At 68.7% G+C, this 17,502-nt stretch carries 17 protein-coding genes and 3 pseudogenes; 6 read left to right on the top strand and 14 right to left on the bottom strand.

What is annotated here, in order from left to right:
* Positions 1-10: 10 nt before the first annotated feature.
* From B0I33_RS02635 to B0I33_RS02625, 3 genes are read right to left on the bottom strand one after another with little or no spacing between them, the layout of a single operon-like run.
* Positions 11-841, bottom strand: coding sequence for an ABC transporter permease (locus B0I33_RS02635; protein ID WP_106176844.1), 831 nt, complete (start codon positions 839-841; stop codon positions 11-13).
* Entirely contained in the window at positions 838-1,776 is a 939-nt protein-coding gene (locus tag B0I33_RS02630; RefSeq protein WP_106176843.1) for an ABC transporter ATP-binding protein, read from the bottom strand. Before B0I33_RS02630 ends, B0I33_RS02635 begins: the two co-directional genes overlap by 4 nt.
* Positions 1,777-1,833: 57 nt before the next feature.
* A complete protein-coding gene (locus tag B0I33_RS02625; protein ID WP_106176842.1) occupies positions 1,834-2,739 on the bottom strand; it encodes a phytanoyl-CoA dioxygenase family protein in 906 nt (301 codons plus the stop codon).
* Between the two features lie 464 nt (positions 2,740-3,203).
* Between B0I33_RS02625 and B0I33_RS02620 the strand changes: the two genes are divergently transcribed.
* From B0I33_RS02620 to B0I33_RS02600, 5 genes are read left to right on the top strand one after another with little or no spacing between them, the layout of a single operon-like run.
* Positions 3,204-3,725 carry a lasso peptide biosynthesis protein gene (locus tag B0I33_RS02620; protein ID WP_106176841.1) on the top strand — a complete coding sequence of 174 codons (522 nt, stop codon included), beginning with the start codon at positions 3,204-3,206 and terminating at the stop codon, positions 3,723-3,725.
* Positions 3,722-5,563, top strand: a complete 1,842-nt coding sequence (locus tag B0I33_RS02615) for an asparagine synthase-related protein (RefSeq protein ID WP_146147442.1) — start codon at positions 3,722-3,724, stop codon at positions 5,561-5,563. The genes B0I33_RS02620 and B0I33_RS02615 overlap by 4 nt, the downstream gene beginning before the upstream one ends.
* The gene (gene adfB / locus B0I33_RS02610) at positions 5,542-5,838 is read left to right on the top strand and encodes an actinodefensin-associated protein B (RefSeq protein WP_146147441.1); all 297 of its coding nucleotides are present in this window, start codon (positions 5,542-5,544) and stop codon (positions 5,836-5,838) included. The genes B0I33_RS02615 and adfB overlap by 22 nt, the downstream gene beginning before the upstream one ends.
* Positions 5,831-6,682 carry a DUF6895 family protein gene (locus B0I33_RS02605; RefSeq protein WP_146147440.1) on the top strand — a complete coding sequence of 284 codons (852 nt, stop codon included), beginning with the start codon at positions 5,831-5,833 and terminating at the stop codon, positions 6,680-6,682. Before adfB ends, B0I33_RS02605 begins: the two co-directional genes overlap by 8 nt.
* Positions 6,679-8,154: an FAD-dependent oxidoreductase gene (locus B0I33_RS02600; protein ID WP_146147439.1), complete on the top strand. Its 1,476-nt coding sequence runs from the start codon at positions 6,679-6,681 to the stop codon at positions 8,152-8,154. The genes B0I33_RS02605 and B0I33_RS02600 overlap by 4 nt, the downstream gene beginning before the upstream one ends.
* Here B0I33_RS02600 and B0I33_RS02595 read toward each other — a convergent pair.
* A complete protein-coding gene (locus B0I33_RS02595) occupies positions 8,134-8,817 on the bottom strand; it encodes a response regulator (protein WP_106176836.1) in 684 nt (227 codons plus the stop codon). The genes B0I33_RS02600 and B0I33_RS02595 overlap by 21 nt on opposite strands.
* Positions 8,814-9,998 (bottom strand): sensor histidine kinase, encoded by a 1,185-nt coding sequence (locus B0I33_RS02590; RefSeq protein WP_146147438.1) that lies wholly within the window; start codon positions 9,996-9,998, stop codon positions 8,814-8,816. The genes B0I33_RS02595 and B0I33_RS02590 overlap by 4 nt, the downstream gene beginning before the upstream one ends.
* A 407-nt stretch (positions 9,999-10,405) precedes the next feature.
* Here B0I33_RS02590 and B0I33_RS02585 point away from each other — a divergent pair, with 407 nt between their 5' ends.
* A complete protein-coding gene (locus B0I33_RS02585) occupies positions 10,406-11,092 on the top strand; it encodes an FkbM family methyltransferase (protein ID WP_219927112.1) in 687 nt (228 codons plus the stop codon).
* Between the two features lie 2 nt (positions 11,093-11,094).
* Here the strand turns inward: B0I33_RS02585 and B0I33_RS30655 are convergent, their stop codons facing one another.
* The 9 genes and pseudogenes from B0I33_RS30655 to B0I33_RS02550 all read right to left on the bottom strand — a co-directional run bounded on the left by B0I33_RS30655 (position 11,095) and on the right by B0I33_RS02550 (position 17,357).
* Positions 11,095-11,361 carry a response regulator transcription factor gene (locus B0I33_RS30655; protein WP_106176834.1) on the bottom strand — a complete coding sequence of 89 codons (267 nt, stop codon included), beginning with the start codon at positions 11,359-11,361 and terminating at the stop codon, positions 11,095-11,097.
* Positions 11,362-11,457: 96 nt separating this feature from the next.
* Positions 11,458-12,279, bottom strand: a complete 822-nt coding sequence (locus B0I33_RS02575) for an NB-ARC domain-containing protein (protein ID WP_245900397.1) — start codon at positions 12,277-12,279, stop codon at positions 11,458-11,460.
* Positions 12,280-12,282: 3 nt separating this feature from the next.
* A pseudogene (locus B0I33_RS30850) lies at positions 12,283-12,474 on the bottom strand (helix-turn-helix domain-containing protein); the annotation flags it as partial.
* Positions 12,475-12,655: 181 nt separating this feature from the next.
* Positions 12,656-13,246 carry a hypothetical protein gene (locus tag B0I33_RS02570; RefSeq protein WP_146147437.1) on the bottom strand — a complete coding sequence of 197 codons (591 nt, stop codon included), beginning with the start codon at positions 13,244-13,246 and terminating at the stop codon, positions 12,656-12,658.
* 66 nt (positions 13,247-13,312) lie between these two features.
* The gene (locus B0I33_RS02565) at positions 13,313-13,582 is read right to left on the bottom strand and encodes a hypothetical protein (RefSeq protein ID WP_146147436.1); all 270 of its coding nucleotides are present in this window, start codon (positions 13,580-13,582) and stop codon (positions 13,313-13,315) included.
* Positions 13,583-14,558: 976 nt separating this feature from the next.
* Positions 14,559-14,814, bottom strand: a pseudogene (locus B0I33_RS29830) (helix-turn-helix domain-containing protein); the annotation flags it as partial.
* Positions 14,815-14,927: 113 nt separating this feature from the next.
* Positions 14,928-15,317 (bottom strand): transposase, encoded by a 390-nt coding sequence (locus B0I33_RS30150; RefSeq protein ID WP_245900419.1) that lies wholly within the window; start codon positions 15,315-15,317, stop codon positions 14,928-14,930.
* Between the two features lie 182 nt (positions 15,318-15,499).
* Positions 15,500-15,675 (bottom strand): annotated as a pseudogene (locus B0I33_RS30780) (IS256 family transposase); the annotation flags it as partial.
* Positions 15,676-15,737: 62 nt separating this feature from the next.
* The gene (locus B0I33_RS02550; RefSeq protein ID WP_106176830.1) at positions 15,738-17,357 is read right to left on the bottom strand and encodes an FAD-binding oxidoreductase; all 1,620 of its coding nucleotides are present in this window, start codon (positions 17,355-17,357) and stop codon (positions 15,738-15,740) included.
* Positions 17,358-17,502 lie beyond the last annotated feature (145 nt).

The following is a 17,502-nucleotide window of genomic DNA, read 5'->3' as shown; positions in this document are numbered from 1 at the left end:
TCTCCGTCGACTACCCGACGATCGGTCGCCGGAAGCCGCGGACAGCGCAGAACATCCCCAGCGCCAGGAACCCGACACAGGTCGCCACCGCCGGGAGCGTATGCCCTGTCGACCAGCCGAGTGCGAGTTCCCTGGTGGCCCTCATCGCGTGGCTCATCGGATTCGCCATGGCCACGACCTGCAACCAGCCGGGGAACGCGTGCACCGGCACGAAGGCGCTGGAGGCGAACATCAACGGAAACACCGAGATGACGCCAATGCTCTGCATCATCTCGACATCGCGCAGCCAGGACCCGAGAGCGAGGAAGATCCAGGTCAGTGTCCAGGCGACCAGGACAGCCACGGCAAGGGCCGCGAGCATGCCGAGCGGGCCGCCCGCCGGCACGAAGCCGAAGAGCACCACCCCCGCGATCACGAGGACGATCAACTGGGCGACGACTCTCGCGACATCCGAGACGCTGCGGGCGAGAAGGATCCAGCACGGGTCGACCGGCATCGAACGCAGCCGCGTCAGAAAGCCACCCGTCATGTCCCGGACCAACCCGACGCCCGAGTTGGTCGCGGGTCCCATCACCGTCGTCACCAGCAACGCCGGAAGAAGGTAGTCCACATACGCCGTTCCCGGCGGAAGCAGCTCCGGGTTGGCGATCGCGCCGAACACCTGGGAGAACAACAGCAGAAGGACCACCGGCTGACACAGGTTCAGCACCAGCAGCCTCCGGTCAGCCACATAGGTCCGGAGCGATCGACCGATAAGGACACTGACCTGTCTGTGGGCAGGCGCTCCATGCCATACCGGGCCGGATCGGCGGGCCAAGCGGGCGGGTGACACGGTGGTCATCGGACCGGCTCCGGCTTGATCAGGTTGAGGTACACGTCGTTGAGGGTCGGTTCGGTGACGTTCAGCTCGGACACTCCGATCCCCGCAGCATCGAGGGCGCGCACGACTGACGCGACAAGGCCGGGCTCGGCGACCGGCGTGCTGACCGAACGGGCACCGGGTCCGGCGAAGGCCCGGAAACCGGCTTCGGACAAGCAGTCCAGGACCCTGGCGGGGCCGTGCGGCCAGACCGGTGTCACGCGCACCGAGCTGGTACCAACCTGTGCCTTCAACTCGGCTGGAGTTCCTGACGCGACGACCCGCCCACCACTCAGCACGACGATGGCGTCGGCAAGCCGGTCCGCCTCCTCGATGTACTGCGTGGTGAGCAGGACAGTGATGCCGTCCCGCGCCAGCCGCCCGACGATCCGCCACAGCACCAGCCGGCTCTCCGGGTCCAGCCCTGCCGTCGGCTCGTCCAGAAAGATCACCTCGGGGTGACCGACGAGGCTCATCGCGAGGTCGAGGCGGCGGCGCATGCCGCCGGAGTACGTGCGCGCCGGCCGCCGGGCCGCCCCGGCGAGGCCGAACAAGTCGAGCAGCTCGGCGGCACGCGCGTAAGCGGCACGCCGACCGGCGCCGAGCAGCCGGGCGACCGTAATCAAATTGTCCAGGCCGGACAGCTGGCCGTCCACCGCAGCGAACTGCCCGGCCAGTCCGATCAACGCGCGGATCTGGTCACCCTGCCTCACGTCCAGCCCGGCAACGCGAGCCGTGCCGGACGACGGCGGCACCTGCGTGGTCAGGACGTTGACCAATGTGGTCTTGCCTGCCCCGTTGTGGCCGAGCAGCCCCAGCACGGCACCGCGCGGCGCCGTTAAGGTGACCGTGTCGAGCGCCGTGACGTCGCCGAACACCCGGGTGAGCCGGTCCGCCTCGATCATCAGTTCGGTCATGCCGGATCCTCACGTCGGCCAGCAGTCGCTCGGTGCCTGTTCCGGAACGCGACCCGATCACATCACCGGCACGTGGACGGTCTCGTAGGGCACCATGTCCATTCCCGGATACAGCCGGGCGACCCCAGCCAGTGTCCGCTCGTTCCAGTACGGGGAACCCGGTGCGGGAAAGCCAAGCAGTTGCCGCTGTTGCGGGGTGGCTGACTCGATGAACCGGCGCAGCGCTGGTCCCGTTGGCGATGCCGGGGATCCCGCCCAGCTCTGCTTGTCGAGCCAGATCGACTCGGCCGCATGGAAGTTCAGGAAGTGCGCGAACCGGTGGCCGACCGGTTCGGTGACACCCGAGCCCCGGTGCACGGTGTGGCCGGTGAACAGCAGCACCGAACCGGCTGGGGCGAGAACGGGCTCCTCCCGCTCGTACAGCTCCGGGAACTCGCGCTGGCCGTACGCGGAATTGCCGGTCTCGTCCAGCAACGGTATGTCCTCTGTGTACTTCTTGGGCACGACGTACGTCGGACCGGCCTCAGCCGTCACGTCGGTGTAGTACACGATGGCGAAGACACGGTGGAACGCTGCTTCCGTGCCGGGATACACGAGGCAGTTGCGTCCCCACGCGTCGTTGTGCAGGCGCTGATCGTTGCCCGGACTGAGCTCCGGCCCGTACTTGGCCTGGAGGATCGAGTCGCCAAGGCGCACGTCTGAACAGCCGAGTACCTGCTCGACGAAGGCGATCAGGTCCGGATGCGTGGAAACGTGGTTGAGCGTGTCGCCCTCATAGGGGAACCCGGCCGACTTGCGCAGCCCGCGGTAACGCTCGGGAGCCGCAGCGAACTCCTCGCTGTCCGGGAAGTATCTGGCGACCTCGGACCGGCAGTGCCGCAGCCACTCGCCGTCCAGGAACTCGGTGACCAGCGTGTACCCATCTTCCCGCAGCTGGTCGAGATGACCGTCGTTGATTGGCATGGTCCGCTCCCCGCAGCCGTTGGAGTAATCGACTCGATGCCACGTTAGCGAGACGGGCGCGATCCGGCTGTAGGTATTTTCCCCGCAGGGAAAACACTTCGGGGACCTCACCGCGTCGATTTCACCGAAATGAATATCCCGACTGTCCCGGCTTCGCGCTTTCGGCCACCGTCGGTTTCGGGCGCCCGAATGCCGAAAGCCTCAACCGGATCCCCAAAAGGAGGTGCCGAAATGCAGGAGAACACCCCGAACACCGAGGTCGAGGTCGAGTTCGTGGGCATGGTCGAGGAGGTCACGATGGGCTGGACCGGCCCGACGGACGACTTCATCGACGGCGACTGGACCCCGTGACAACAGGCCGGTAACCGAAAACCGGTCAATCGGTCAGACGCAACTCGTGAGTGGTAAGGCGAGTCCTCACTCGTCTTACCACTCACGAGTACCGACAGGCTCCGAGGTAGCAGATGTTGACGAGAACCGAGAGCAGGCGTGAGCTACTGGGGCAGCTGCGCCACCTGATGCTCGGTGACACTCCGGTGCCCCCGTCGATGCCGGTGCGCGGCAGGGAACTCGTCGCCGCGACGGCGGCGTACCTGCGCGTGGGGCGGGCGTTCCGCAACGGCGGCCTCACCACCGCGTTGCCGCTGATTCCCCCGGTCAACACGGACAGACCCGACCGGCACCGGAACACCGAGGCCGCGGTGTTCTGCGCGCGGGACGCGGCATGGCGTCTGCTGGGACTGGCCCGTACGCTCGGTGGGCAGCACCTGTGCCTGCACGAGTCCCTCGGGGTCTGCGCCGGCCTGCGCCGCGTCGGTTTCCCGGCCGACGTCGTGATCGGCTACCCGGTCATCGAGATCGCCTCGGGTGGTGAGGAACTGCACGCGTGGCCCGCGCTCGGCTCGCTGCCACTGGTCGGCCGACCGGGAGAAAGGCCACTCGGCTACGTCGAACTGCACCGGTATCCCGAGGAGGAGCCGTGGTGACGACCGCGTTCGGCATGTCGGGGATCGTGCCGATGCCCTACGACCCCAACGCCGGAGCCCACCTCGGCACCGGCGAGGCCGTGCCAGTATGGGACGACGACTCTCCGCGCGGCCGGCTGCACCAGGGGCCGGTCGACGACCCCGCCGGGGACGCACGAGCCGCCGACCGGCTCCTGCTGACCGGATGGCTCGATGACGGCAGCCTGCCCCACGGGCTGGCCAAGCGGCGCGGTTCGACGCTGCTCGCCGTGCAGGAGCTGCTCGACGAGCACGGTGACAGGGCGGTTCGCCGGCTGCGCGGTGACTTCGTGCTCGCCCACCTGCGCGGCGATGACCGCGAACTGCGGTTGTACCGCTCCGTGAACGCGCTGATCCCGCTGTTCTGGCGCGCCGGCCGGGACCGTTTCGCCTGGGCATCGGATCCGGCCCACCTGCTGCCGGGTGGCCAACCGAGGCTCGGCGATGTCAACGTCGAACTCCTGCCGATGATCGTCGCCGAGCGCGGATTCCCGCACGACCGGTCGTGGTTCACCGATGTCCACAGGCTCCCCGCCGGAGAATGCCTCACGCTGGCCGCCGGGCATGAGCCGAGGATCACCCGGTTCGACGAGTTCGCCCCCGTCGAGCACCTCCCCCGCACGGTCGCCGATGCCGCGCGCGGCCTGCGCGAGCGGCTGGGCAGGGCGTGCGACCGGATGCTGGCCGAGCAGCCGGCGGCGGTGGTCTCGCTCAGCGGCGGAATCGACTCCGCCGCCGTCGCAGGAGAAGTGGGGAGGCAGCCGGGCAAGGGCGCGGCCGTGCACTACACGATGGAGTCGTTCCCCGGCTACGAGGCCGACCGGCGCGCGGCCGAGCGCATTGCCGTGGACTCTGGGCTGTCCTGGGTGCCGTACGAGATGACGAAACACACCCGGCCGGGCGGGGACTACCTGCACGTGACCGACAACGGGGGGCTGCCGCAGACCCACGTGCCCACGCACGGGGTGTCCGCGGCAGTCGAGCAGGCCGAGACGAACGGAGCGACCTTCGTGCTGTCCGGCCTCCTCGCCGACCAGCTTCTCGCGCACGACCTGCAGCGCGGCCTGTTCGAGATCGCGGGCCCGCGGCTGCTCGACCCGACGGTCGCGGGCGAGCCGGTGTGGCAAGGGCTGCGCAACGCCGCCGGCGCGGCGTTCGACTCGGGCAGCGTCCTTCGGCACCTTTACCGGCTCGCCACGGGAGACCCGACGGTCGCGCTGCCCAGCCGGGACGTGATCGTGCACCCGGTTGGGTTCACTCCCGAAGCGGGCCAGACGGTCACCGCAGCCCTGCGCGCGGCGGCGGACCGGGCAGGCGACAGCGTCCGCGCCGCGGTGCGGCGGTTCGGCGGGAGGCGCAAGCTGCCCCGCGGTATCACGTCGTTGTTCCTGCTCGCCGAGGCCTTCAACACGCCCAACCTGCAGGCCGCCTGGCTCAACCACTGCCTGCCCAAGCACAGGTTCTTCACCACTCCCTACGCCGACAGGGACGTCATCGAGTACGCCCTCGCCCTGCCCAGCCGCCACCGCGTGGGCTTCGGCCACGGCATGACGGTCGACAAGTTCGCGCTGCGGCTGGCCTACCCCGGCGTCGGCGCACGCCGGATGCAGCAGGCGAGGATCGACGCGATCTCCGCTGTGTATGTCAACCAGAACTTCGAGACCTGCCGGGCACTGCTCGGCGAGAACTCGCACCTGTGCCGGCTCGGCGTGCTGAGCCGAGACTTCGTCGCGGGGCTCAGCCGCGGCCGGGCGCACCGCAACGGCGAGGAGATCGCCCGGTTGTGCATCGTCGAACAATGGCTGGAAGGGCTGTCCTGATGGCGCACGCGGTCCGGCTCGCCGAGCACGTGGTCTTCACCGAACTTCCGTTCTGCGGGGTCCTGCTGGACAAACGGAACCTGCGGCTCTACCGGCTCTCCCAGGAGGCGTCGGCGGCGCTCCGAACCGCCCTGCACGGCAGCGCGGCCTGCGGCCCCTACGACGGCGTCACGCGACTGGAAGGCGACGTCGTCGACCCGGCGACGCGGCAGCGGGTCATCGGCACGTTGCTCGCACAGGAGCTGCTGCGCTCAGCGGGCGGTGCCGATGGCTGACGCCCGAATAGCGCAAAGCACGGCGTGGATCACCGAACGGCTGCGGCACTTCGTGCCGTCGTCAGGGCACCGGTCCCGCCTCAAACCGCTCGGCGAGCTGGCAATGGTGTACGCCTACCTGGTCGACTGGCAGCGACACATCGGAACGCGGCTGCCGCAGCTCGAGCGATGGCGGGACTTCCTCCACGCCCAATGCACCGACGAGCGGCTGCTCGGCCTGGCGCTGGCCGAGCACGAGGACGGCCTGTACCGGATGCAGCCCTACGCGTGGCTGCGGGCGTCCGGCTTCCGAGATCCGGCGTGCGAGCACGTGATGCGCGAGCTGTGGCTGGCCGGGTGCCGCCCGACCTCGGTCGGCCAGATCCACTCCCTCTGGAAGGGTGGCTTCGTCCGGCAGGAACCCGACTGGGACTCGTTCTGCCGCAGGCAGCTGCTGGCGAACCCACGGCTCGGCGAGTGCCTCTCGACCGAGGCGTACCGGATCACCCACGCCATCATCTACGTCACCGACCTCGGCGGCAGGCGGCCGGGCCTCGACGCGGGCGAGCTGGTGGCGATCCGGGCCATCGTGAATCGCGTGGCACAACACTCGCGCGCCCACCGGAACTGGGACCGACTGATCGAGGCTTCCATCGCGCTTCGCGCGTTGGGCGGCGTGCTCCCTCCCCGCCTTGACCCGGCCGGTGACGACGTCCAGGCAAACCGGATCGACGGCGGCGTGCCCCGCGACTCGTCGGTCACCACCGCTACCTTCGCCGGTTGCTACCATGCCACCTTGGTCGATCTGCTCGACAGCGCGCACCGGGAGCTGCACCGGCCCGCCGCGGAAAGGCGGGCGCCGTGACCGAGCCTCGTCAGCACGACGTCGCTATCGTGGGCGGTGGCCCGGTCGGCTTGATGCTCGCCTGCGAGCTGGCGCTCGCACGGCTCGACGTGGTCGTGCTGGAACGCCAGGAGGACTTCGACACCCGGCTGCGGGCACCCGGCATCACGGCTCGCACGATCGAGGCGCTGGACCGCAGGGACCTGCTGGACGAGCTGATCCACGCCCTGTCAGGCGTCGTCGACTCCCGCATGATGACCGGGCGGGGACCTGACGGCGAGGCACCGGAGATACTGCCGATCAAGCCCGGTGTGCTGGAACGCGTCCTGCACGACCGAGCGGTACGCGACGGCGCGGAGGTCCGGCGCCGCCATGAGGTCACCGGTATCCGGCAGGGCTCCTCCGGGGTCGACGTGATCGCGCGGGGCCCGTCAGGGCAAACGCACGTCGTCCAAGCGGCCTACGTGGTGGGCTGCGACGGGGGCCGGAGCGTGGTGCGCAAGTCCGCCCACATTGGTTTCCCCGGCGGCGACACCGGCGTCGTCGGCTACCAGGCAGTGGTCACGGTAGACGATCCGGACGCGCTAGGCCGGCAGTGGCGCCGCACCGGCAACGGTGTCGTCGCGTACGCGCTCGCACCGAGCCGGGTCGTGACGATCGAGTTCGACGCCGCTCCGGTGGACCGCGCGGCACCGGTCACTCTGGCCGAGGTGCAGGCCAGCCTGCGCAGGACCAGCGGGCTCGATGTGACCCTGTCCGAGCCGGAGTCGCTGACGCGGTTCACGGACAACTGCAGGCTGGCCGACCACTACCGGCTCGGCCGGGTCCTGCTCGCCGGTGACGCGGCACACGTGCATCCGCCGTTCGGCGGCCAGGGCCTCAACCTTGGCCTGCAGGACGCCGTCAACCTGGGCTGGAAGCTCGCACTGGCGGTCAAGGGCCGCGCGCCGGACAGCCTGCTGGACACCTACCACGGTGAGCGCCGCTCCGTCGCGGCGCGCGCTCTGCACAACTCCCGGGCCGCGGTGGCGATCCTGGATCCTGCCGAGCGCAACACGCCCGTGTTCGACCTGTTCTTCGGTGAGCTGATGCGGTTGCCAGAGGTCAAGCGGCGGCTGCACGCGATGTACTCGATGATCGACCTGCGCTACCCCACCGACTGCGGCCATCCGTTGGCGGGCCGCGCCGCACCGGATCTTCGGCTGGCGACGCCAGCCGGCGAGGTCCGGGTGAACAGGTTGTTCGGCGACGGCAGGGGCGTGTTGATCGACCTGGCCGACGATCCGGAAGTACGGCACGCGGCGAGCGGGTGGTCGGACCGCCTGCGGATCGTGACGGCGCCGACCCCCGAGGGCGATGGGTTCGACGGGCTGGCGGCGATGCTGGTCAGGCCGGACGGGTACGTGGCGTGGGCGTCGGCTGTGGGCGAGCCGCGGGAGGGATTCGCCAGGATGGCGGCACGCTGGTTCGGATCACCGGTCACCCCGGGCTGAGGGGCGGCCCGGGATGGTCACCCCGGTCTCGTAGGCGAACACCACCGCCTGCACCCGGTCGCGCAGGCCGAGCTTGCCGAGGATGCGCCCGACGTGGGTCTTCACCGTCTCCTCGGCGAGGCTGAGCTCGGCGGCGACCTCGGCGTTGGACAGCCCCCTCGCGACAAGGCGCAGCACTTCGGTCTCCCGCGCTGTCAGGGTGGTCAGCAGGCTGTCGTTCGCCGGCCTGACCGGGTTCTGCGCGACGAACCGCTCAATCAGACGGCGGGTCACGGTCGGGGCCAGCAGTGCCTGTCCGCTGGCCACAGTTCGGACGCCGGCCACCAGGTCCTCCGCGGTGGCGTCCTTGAGGAGGAATCCGCTCGCACCCGCTTGCAGTGCCTCGAAGACATATTCGTCGATGTCGAACGTGGTGAGCATGAGCACCTTCGGGTGCCACGGCTCCCCGGCGGCGAGCAGCTCGCGCGTGGCCGCGAGGCCGTCCAGCACTGGCATGCGCACGTCCATCAGGACGACATCCGGTCGCTGCCGACGGCACAGCGCCACGGCATGCCGCCCGTCGCCCGCGGTACCCACCACCTTCATGTCCGGCTGGCTACCCAGCAGCGCGCCGAAACCCTCCCGCACCATCGCCTGATCGTCCACGATCACGACACGGATCATCGGTCACCGCCCGGCAACGGAATCTCGGCCCGAACCACGAAGTTGCCGGACCCCGGGCCCGCATACAGGCAGCCGCCGAGCAGTTCGGCGCGCTCCCTCATGCCGGGTATGCCGAGACCGCCGGACCGTACCGGGCCGGCCGCCTCGGGAGCGGGGTTGCTGACCACGATCCGGACCACGCCGTCGATGACGGTCACGCCGAGGTCGACCGTGCGCCGCGGGGCGTGTTTCACCGCGTTGCTCAGAGCCTCCTGCACGATGCGGTACACCGCGAGCGCGGGCACGGCCGGCAGGTCCACCAGGCGCTCATCGAGCTCGGCCCGCACCGGGGAGCCGGCCCGCCGCACTGACGCGACAAGCTCCGGCAGATCGTGCACGGTCGGCTGGGGCGTATGTTCCGGCTCGCCCTCGGCCCGCAACGCTCCGAGCAACCGCCTCATCTCGTCCAGTGCCCGGCGTGAGGTCGCGGCGATCGACGCGAACTCCTCGGCCTGCGCTCGCGTTGTGTCCGGCAGCCGGAACCGCGCGGTCTCGGCCTGTACGGCGACAACGGACATGTGGTGGGCCACCACGTCGTGCAGTTCACGGGCGATCCGGCTCCGTTCGGCCAGCTGCGACTGCGCCAAACGGTGGCGTTCGAGATCGCGCTCCGCACGGTACCGCGCGGCGGTCGACATGCCGAGCAGGGTCGCGGTGACGGTGACGAAAAGTACCACGCCAACGTGCGGCGCCGGCTGGGTCAGCAGCAGGAACGCGACGGTCGCGGCGGCCAGCCCGGCCGCGTACCACCGCGGGAGCACCACGCCGGCGCCGAAAAGGACGACGACACCGGCGAACTGCCCTGGCGTGCTCAGTTGCCCCGCCTGCAGCCCGGCGGCGACTTCGCACAGCCGCCCGGCTGCGTCCATGACCAACAGCACCAGCCACGCCGGGAACGGCCTGCTCCGCCACCACACCAGTGGCACGGACTGCCCGGCGGCGAGCAGCACGGCGAGGCCGAACCGGGCCGGCCACGTGGACCAGGCCCCGCCCGCCGCCTGCAGCGCGTCCGCGAACGACCAGCTGGCCAGCAACCACAACAGGAGGGCGCCGCCCCACGTCGCGTAGCGGACCGCGCGGCCACCGGCAACCGTCCCACGCCGCCGGCGCGCGATTCCCGACCACCATCGTGCTCGTGTCACCGGCAACGCCTCCAACGAAACTCCCCTCAGCACCGGGTCAAGCCCGGGAACCGCACGGACGCCAGGCTCTCAGCGCTACCACCACGGTAGGCCTCTGGTGGGGACGGCGCGTCCCTCGAGCGGGCCAGCGGCGTAGCTCCCGAGAGCCATCCGTGCGAGCCACGTGCCCCGCACGGACTCCCCATGTTCAGCGCCAAGGAGTGACGACCGGAACCGTGACCGTCCATAGCCTCGAGGGTGAGGAACGATTCGTCCCGGCCGTAAGGAAAGCGATGATGGTCGACTTGCGCAGGAGGACCACCGAGCGGGCTGACGCGAGGGTCGAGTTCCCTGCCGACCGCGGCCAGGGAATACGTGCCACGGCGGTTCGGCTGGCTGTCCGCTCACTGGCGCGAATGACTCCGTGGGTGGAAGACGAACTCCTCGGACTTCAGCAGGTGGTCCGTCCCGGCGACGTGTGCCTCGATGTCGGCGCCGCCATGGGCATATACACGGCAGAACTGGCTGCCTTGGTTGGTCCGCGCGGCGCTGTGCACAGCATCGAGCCGCTTCTGTTCGCCCACGCCACGCCGTCGGCGCTGCTCGGGCTCCGCAGCGGACCAACTGTCCACAAGCATGGGATCGCGCTGGCTTCGACCGACGACACGCTCTCGATGAGCGTGCCGATGCGAAAGGGCCGGCTGGTCACCGGCAGGTCCTTCATCACGCGGGGCACCCTTGGCCTCGGCTCCAACGAGGAGTTCGGCGGCCACGTCGAGGTCACCGTGCCAGCCGAGCGGTTGGACCGGTTCTGCGACCGGTTGGGCCTACACCACGTGGACTTCATCAAGGCAGACGTGGAAGGTGCTGAATGGGACGTGTTGCGCGGGGGACACGAGCTCATCACACGTGCGCGCCCCCGCCTCCTACTGGAAATCGAGGAGCGGCACGTGCGACGCTTCGGGCACACCCCCGCTGCGCTGATGGACTGGCTGACCGGCTTCGGCTACCGGATGTTCGCCTGGCAGCACGGCGGATGGCGAGCAGTCCGGGAAGTCACCCCACAGCACCGGAACTACCTCTTCAGCACGACCAGCCCGTGCGCCCACGGCTGAACTCATGCGGTGCTGGCCATCCACTGCGCCACCAGCGCGGCACGCCGCCGAACACCGTGGCGGTCGTACAGCCGCTGCAGGTGCGATTCCACGGTTTTCGGCGAGATGCGAAGCTTGCGCGCGATCTCTTTGTTGGACAGCCCGGCAGCGACCAGCGTGAGTATCTGGACCTGCCGGGGACTGAGGGAAGCCGCCGTACTGTCCCCAGCGCGGATGAAAGGCCGCCGATCCGACGACTCCGTCACATTCTCATGTTCCACCGACACCATCCCCCTTCTCCCCCGCCCCAGCCGGGTGGACCCCGGTCCAGTTGCCCTGCGGATAGCCCTCGCCAGGACACCAGATCCTCACCTCCATTATCCGAGTCATTCGGTCAGCTTGTTCTGGTGACCTCGTTGACTGTTCGGGAACCGCTGGTTGACAGCGGTCCACTCGTCGACGAACGCAGCGAGTGGAGTCTGTGGCAGCGCCGTGATGTGCTCGGCCACAACACGGAGGTCCAGGGGAAGCCGGGAGCACCGGCGTATGATCGCCGCGACCGCTGCGGGGTCCTGTGCCGCACGTTGCTCGCCGATAATCGCGGTCATGAGGTCGATGGACTCGCCACGGCCGAGCTGGCCGAGTGTGAGCGACACGGCGTCGGAGACGACGGTCAGCCCGGTCAACCGCCGCCGGGAGGTGACCAGCACGTGGCAATCGGCCGATCCCGGCAGCACCGGGTTGACCTGGTCCGAGCTGGCCACGTCGTCCAGCACCACGAGCATGCGCCGACCGGCGAGCGCGGAACGGAACAGCGATTCGCGTTGCTCGGTGTTGTCCGGAATCCGATCGGGCCGCACGCCCAGCGCACGGAGGAACCCATCGAGTACCTCACCGGGATCGGTCGGGTGCCGCGTGGCGTCACTGCCGTGCAGGTCCGCGAACAACGCCCCATCGTCGAAATCGTCCAGATGCTGGCGGGCCCACCGCAACGCCAGCGCGGTCTTGCCAACGCCGGCGGGCCCCTCGACAGTGAGAATCGGCACTGACCCTGCGGGGATCTCGCGCTCGGTGAGTAACCGATCCATTCGGGCCAGCTCCGCGGATCGCCCGACGAACACCACGGGCCCGGCCGGTAGCTGCATTGGCCTCGGCCACGGTTGCGGTTCCGTGACCGTGCCGGGGAGCTCTCTGCGCGCCGCCTCCATCAGCGCACCTCCCATCCCCAGCGCGTGGTCGCATCGTCGAGCCAACTCCGCGGTCGGCGACTTGACACCGTTCTCTACCTTCGAGAGGTAGCTGTGGCTGTAGTGGGTGCGCCTGGCCAATTCGCGTAGCGACATCCGCGCTCGACGTGCAGTCCGAAGCGTGTCCCTGAACGTGGGAACGTCCCTGCAGTACATTGCCCTCCAAGACATTGCCCTCCAAACCTGTACTGGGTCCGGTCGCGCCGCCGGGGCGAGGGATCACGTGACGAGTGGTCCGAACCGTCGTGCTCACCCGATCGCCGGGCGCGGCCCCGGTTGGTGGGAGCCGTATGCGGACGTTCGTTTCTGTCGAGCACGGGATCCGCTCTGTTGCTGTTTACGCCGTGAATGCTGAGGTGCACGGCGGCGATGTCCCCGGTGCCCGGGTGGTGAGTGCCGGGTTGAGGGTGTAGCCGTCCCTGTGGTGCTTGCGGCGGAATCGTGCCGGGTCGGCTCGTCCATCGCCGTGGCGTAGGAACCGGTCACCTGTGGGTGGGTGTTGCCGGTGTGTGGGCGGGGACCGGAACTGGACGAGGACGGTGGCGCGTTCGAGGTTGCCGGTGGGCCAGGAGAGTCGCGCTTCCCACCGGCCTGAGGTGGGTAGTCGGAAGTCGAGTGGACGGGTGCCTTGTTCGATCTCGTCCACGTTGAGCTTGCCGGAGGTCAGTTCGATGGGGACGGTGGTGGTGCGGGGCCAGGTCTCGTCGGATGGTGCGGGTTGGTGCCAAGCTTCCAGGCGGAGTGTGGCGGTGATGGCGTCTTCGTCGGCTTCCGGGAGTACCTTGCCGTGGCTGGTGCTGACCCGGTGTCCGGCGTGCCTGGGTGGGTCGGGGTTGGGTTCGGTGAGGGCCGCGGTGCCGAAAAGGCCGAGGAGGCGCCGGTTCACGGCCACTTCGGCTTGCTGTTCGTTCAGCTTGGTAGGGGGCACGACCTGCCTCCTCGCGAGCGGGTGGGTGAGGGCGCGCTGTGGCACACCGCATCCCCACACCACGAGCTACGGTTCGATGGGGGTGAAGAACGCGTCCTTGTCCAGGACGCGTTGCGGGTTCTTCACCGGCTGGGGATCCGCGAGGACCGTCTTGCGGGTGACGTGATCCTGCCGGTTACTTCGATCGTCACCCTGAGCGGACACGACCGGCGCGGAGGCCAGCGTCACGGCCGCCGCGCAACCCGCCACAACGGCGACCAATTTTCGAAACTTCAATTTTGCTCCCCAGAAATAGTCATCATCCCCCAGTGGCACTGCGGCGCATTCAGGTGTCACCGCATTTCGCTAGCCGCAACCCCAGAAAGAGTGTCCGCACAGGCTACAAGACACGTTCAATTGACGCAGGCCAATCCTGGCACGCATTCTTGATCGATAGAAGGGGGCCATGTATCCTCGCGCACGCCCAGCAACAGAAGTGGATTGGCCGCACGTGCCGTCCACCGGAACCCGATGGAGACGTGGAGGCTCGCGCGGCGCGATACCCCTGTTGACGCGGTAGGCCACACGCAGTACGCATGCTGCCGAACAAGGCATACGGATGCGCCCTTCTGTTGCAGTTCACTGCTCCGGCCGCACTACGGGTAGAGAAGCTCACCGAACGCATCTCTGTGACATTCGGGTGGATCACCTCGATGACGGTGGACTCGGCTGGTTCGCCGTCGATAACGTTTTCTTTGGCCCTTTGCGGTATGGGGTCCATGGCTGAGGTTGACCCCGTTTCACGGACTCGCCGACGAGGAGATCGGGTACGGCGGGTGATCGATGGTTTCGAACTGTACGGGCTCATCCAGTCCAAAGCGAAATGGCTACGAAGGCGGTTGTGGAAGCCTTCGATGTCCTCGAAGACCGCATTGGCTGACTCGACGCGGGTGCGCCAGCGCTGGCGGCCGGGTAGCGCGGTCTGCATGCGGCCCGGGAGGAGTCGATGACCGCGTTGCCGAGGAGGTGAATTGGGCGCCGTGATCGCCGTGGATGGTCAACGGCGGCTCAAACTGGTTCTGGCACGGTTTCCGTGATGGCCCGGGTTCTGGCTCGCTCCGGAGCAGCTGCCGGAGCCGGCCGGCCGCTACGCCCGCCGCACCACGATGGTGCAGCAGGTGTTGTCCGCGGTCGCGTTGGCCATGGGCGGCCGCGCTGGAGCGCGCTTGACCCGGCAGTTGGCCGCGTCAGTGTGACGGGTCGGCACGCGGTTGATGATCTTGATATGGGTGAGGACCTCCGGGTTCGGTATGGATCACCACGAACACACGCCGATCCGAGGAGGCCCTCTGGTGGTCCACCGTAACGCTGCGCTGACCCCGACCGGACTGTGGTGCGGACGGCTGGAGCGATCGTCCATTGCCTGCTCGCCGCCGTGGCGGTACCGGCCGGCCCAGCGGGCCGCGGTCGTGCTGGCGACGTGGAACCGCTCGGCCGCGGCGCACGGGCCAGCCGTCCTCCACAACACACAGGGCCAGCCGCAGCCGGTCCGGGCGGGTGCGGGGCCGGCCACCCGCCGGGCGTGGCACCCGGATACCTCGCAGGACCGGGATGAACTGCGGGCTGTCGCCCCACTGCCCGGCGGTCAGCACGATCGACAACGGCTTCTGCCCCTGTTCGCAGCCCAGGTGCAGTTTGGTGGTCAGCCCGCCGCGGGACCGGCCGAGCGCGTGGTCAGCCGGTTCGGCAGTGACACCGCCCGGCGGCTCGTGCTGCAGACCCCCCGTTTCCGCGCGCCCGCCGCGTGCTGGTGCGCCCGCGCGATCGTGGAGTCCACGCTGACATCCCAGGTGATCCGCCCGGCCGCCTCGGGCACAGCCTGCAGCGCGGACAGCATCCCCTGCCAGACCCCGGCCCGCTGCCAACGCCGGAACAGCGCATACGCCGCCGCCCACGACGCATAGACGACGGGCATGTCCCGCCACGGTGCACCGGTGCGCACCCGCCATCGGATCCCGTCTATCAACTGCCGTTTACTCCACAACGACGGCCGCCCTGATCGCCTCGGCTGGGGCAGCAACGGCTCCAGCACCTGCCACTGCGCGTCAGTCAGGTCGAACCGCCTCGTCACCGCTAGGGTGTCCACGAGGTCTCCGGTGGTCTCCAGGTTCTTCTTGGTCGATGAACCCCTCTACCGGAGACCTCGCCCTCTCCATCACCAACACACCCGGCAGCGCCATCAGACCAACCCACCTCAGAGGACTTCGATACAGGCCCCAGGTGCTCGGTCATCTCCGCTTCCAGCGCGGTCTCGACCACGTTCTTCGTCAGCCGATTCAGCAGCCCGTTCGGGCCCACCAGATCCCTTGCTCCTTGGCCTGCGCCAGCAGGCGCTCGGCCAGCTGCTGCGGATCCATCTCCTCGGTCGCGGCGTCCAGTGTTTCGCTCATGATCGATCCTTCCCGCCAAGCTCACGCTCGGCGTGTCAGACCAAGATCAGACCCACCGTGGATCAGACAGTTCCCGGCAACGTGATCGACATGGCGTGGTGGAACAGGTCATGCGGGTCCCAGCGCGCCTTGACCTGCTGGAGCTTCCGGTAGTTGTCCTTGTAGTACAGGGTGTGCCACGCGACTCCGGACTTGTTCCACGTCGGATCGGTGGTGTCGATGTCCGGGTAGTTGATGTAGGAGCCGTCGTTCACGCCGTTCGGGACCGGCACGCCTCCGGTGTCGGAGTACATCGCGCTGTACCAGCGCCGGATCCAGTCCAGGTTCGCCTGCTCGCGGTCGGGGTCGGTCCAGGTGACGGTGTAGATCGCTTTCATGATGCTGTCCCGCTGGGGCAAGGCGGTCGCGTCCGGCGCCACGGTGTTGACCTTGCCGCCATAGGACAGCAAGATCAGCACCGCGCGCTCGTTGTTGTGGTCCGTGCTGGTCAGGTAGGTATAGGCGGTCCTGATCTGCTCGTCGGTGAACCGTTTCCGCAGGTAGGCCGCTTTCGCTTTGAACGTTCCGGACTCGTCGGCCTGGCTGAGTGAGCCGGCCTCCACGGCCGCCAGCCACGGCAACCGGTGGGGCGGCTCGATCGTGATCGTTCCCCGGATCCCCTCGGTGACCTCCGCGAGGTAGTCGCGTAGCAGCTGTTCGGCGTTGGGCAGGGTTCCGTCCAGGGCGGGCACCATGATGAACCCGCCGGGGTCGGCACCGGTGTTGCGCCGGGTGATCAGCATCGGGCTGAAGAGGCTGGCATAGGGCGAATCTGGTGCGCTGTTGCGCTCGTGCCATTCGCCGTAGTTGCGCAGCAGCCGGTGGAACGACTCCTCGGTGACGTCTCGCCAACTCCACCCGACCGTCGCGCCGAGGGTCACGGCGGGCGGCTTCGGCAGCAGCCGTGCGGGGTCTCTGCCAGTGGCGCCGGGCGTGCGCATCCAGTACCGGGTGACCACGCCGAAGTTCCCGCCCCCGCCCCCGGTGTGCGCCCACCACAGGTCCCGGTTCGCATCGTTGTGCTCGCGGGTCGCGACGATCGCCCGCGCCCGTCCGGAACGGTTTACCACAACGACTTCCACGGCGTACAGGTAGTCCACCACCGAACCGAGCTTTCGGGACAGCGGGCCGTAACCGCCGCCCTGGATGTGGCCGCCCGCGGCCACGCCGCCACACTGGCCGCCGGGGATCGTGACACCCCAGCCGAGATAGAGCCGCTCGAACACCTCCCAAAGGGTGGCGCCCGCCTCGATCATGAACGCGTTACGCCGCCGGTCAAACGTGACCCGCCGCATCACGGACAGGTCGATGATCACCTCTGCGCCGTCGCCGACGAAGTCCTCGTAGCAGTGCCCACCACTTCGGACAGTGATCCTCTTGCCCGCATGCGTGGCGTCATCCACCGCCCGCACGACCTGCTCGGTCGTGGTGGGCAGCCGGAAGAGGTCAGGGCGCGGAAAGAACCGCTCGCTCGTCCGGCGCAACACGAGGTCGTTATAGCGAGCGTCACTCGGCAAGATCAAGGCTGAATCGCATGCGGCCTTTGTGGACGCGACGTCGGCATTCGCTGGACGTCCGACCAGTGCCGCGCCGCCCAGAGCTGCCGTGCCAGCGAGGAATCCACGACGGGTAGGACCAGGCATTCTCTTCTCCGAACTGTGTGGTGGCGTGTCGAGAAGAACGTTAGGACCCGCCGAGCCGGCGACACCACCCGCGGAGATCGACTGTCAGCCAACCCTCAGCGAACCGTCAGGTTCGCGGGCACCGGATCGTCAGGCCGAGGCGGTG

The organism is Prauserella shujinwangii (assembly GCF_003001955.1).
Classification (GTDB): domain Bacteria; phylum Actinomycetota; class Actinomycetes; order Mycobacteriales; family Pseudonocardiaceae; genus Qaidamihabitans; species Qaidamihabitans shujinwangii.
This window is presented reverse-complemented; position numbering and strand designations above follow the sequence as displayed.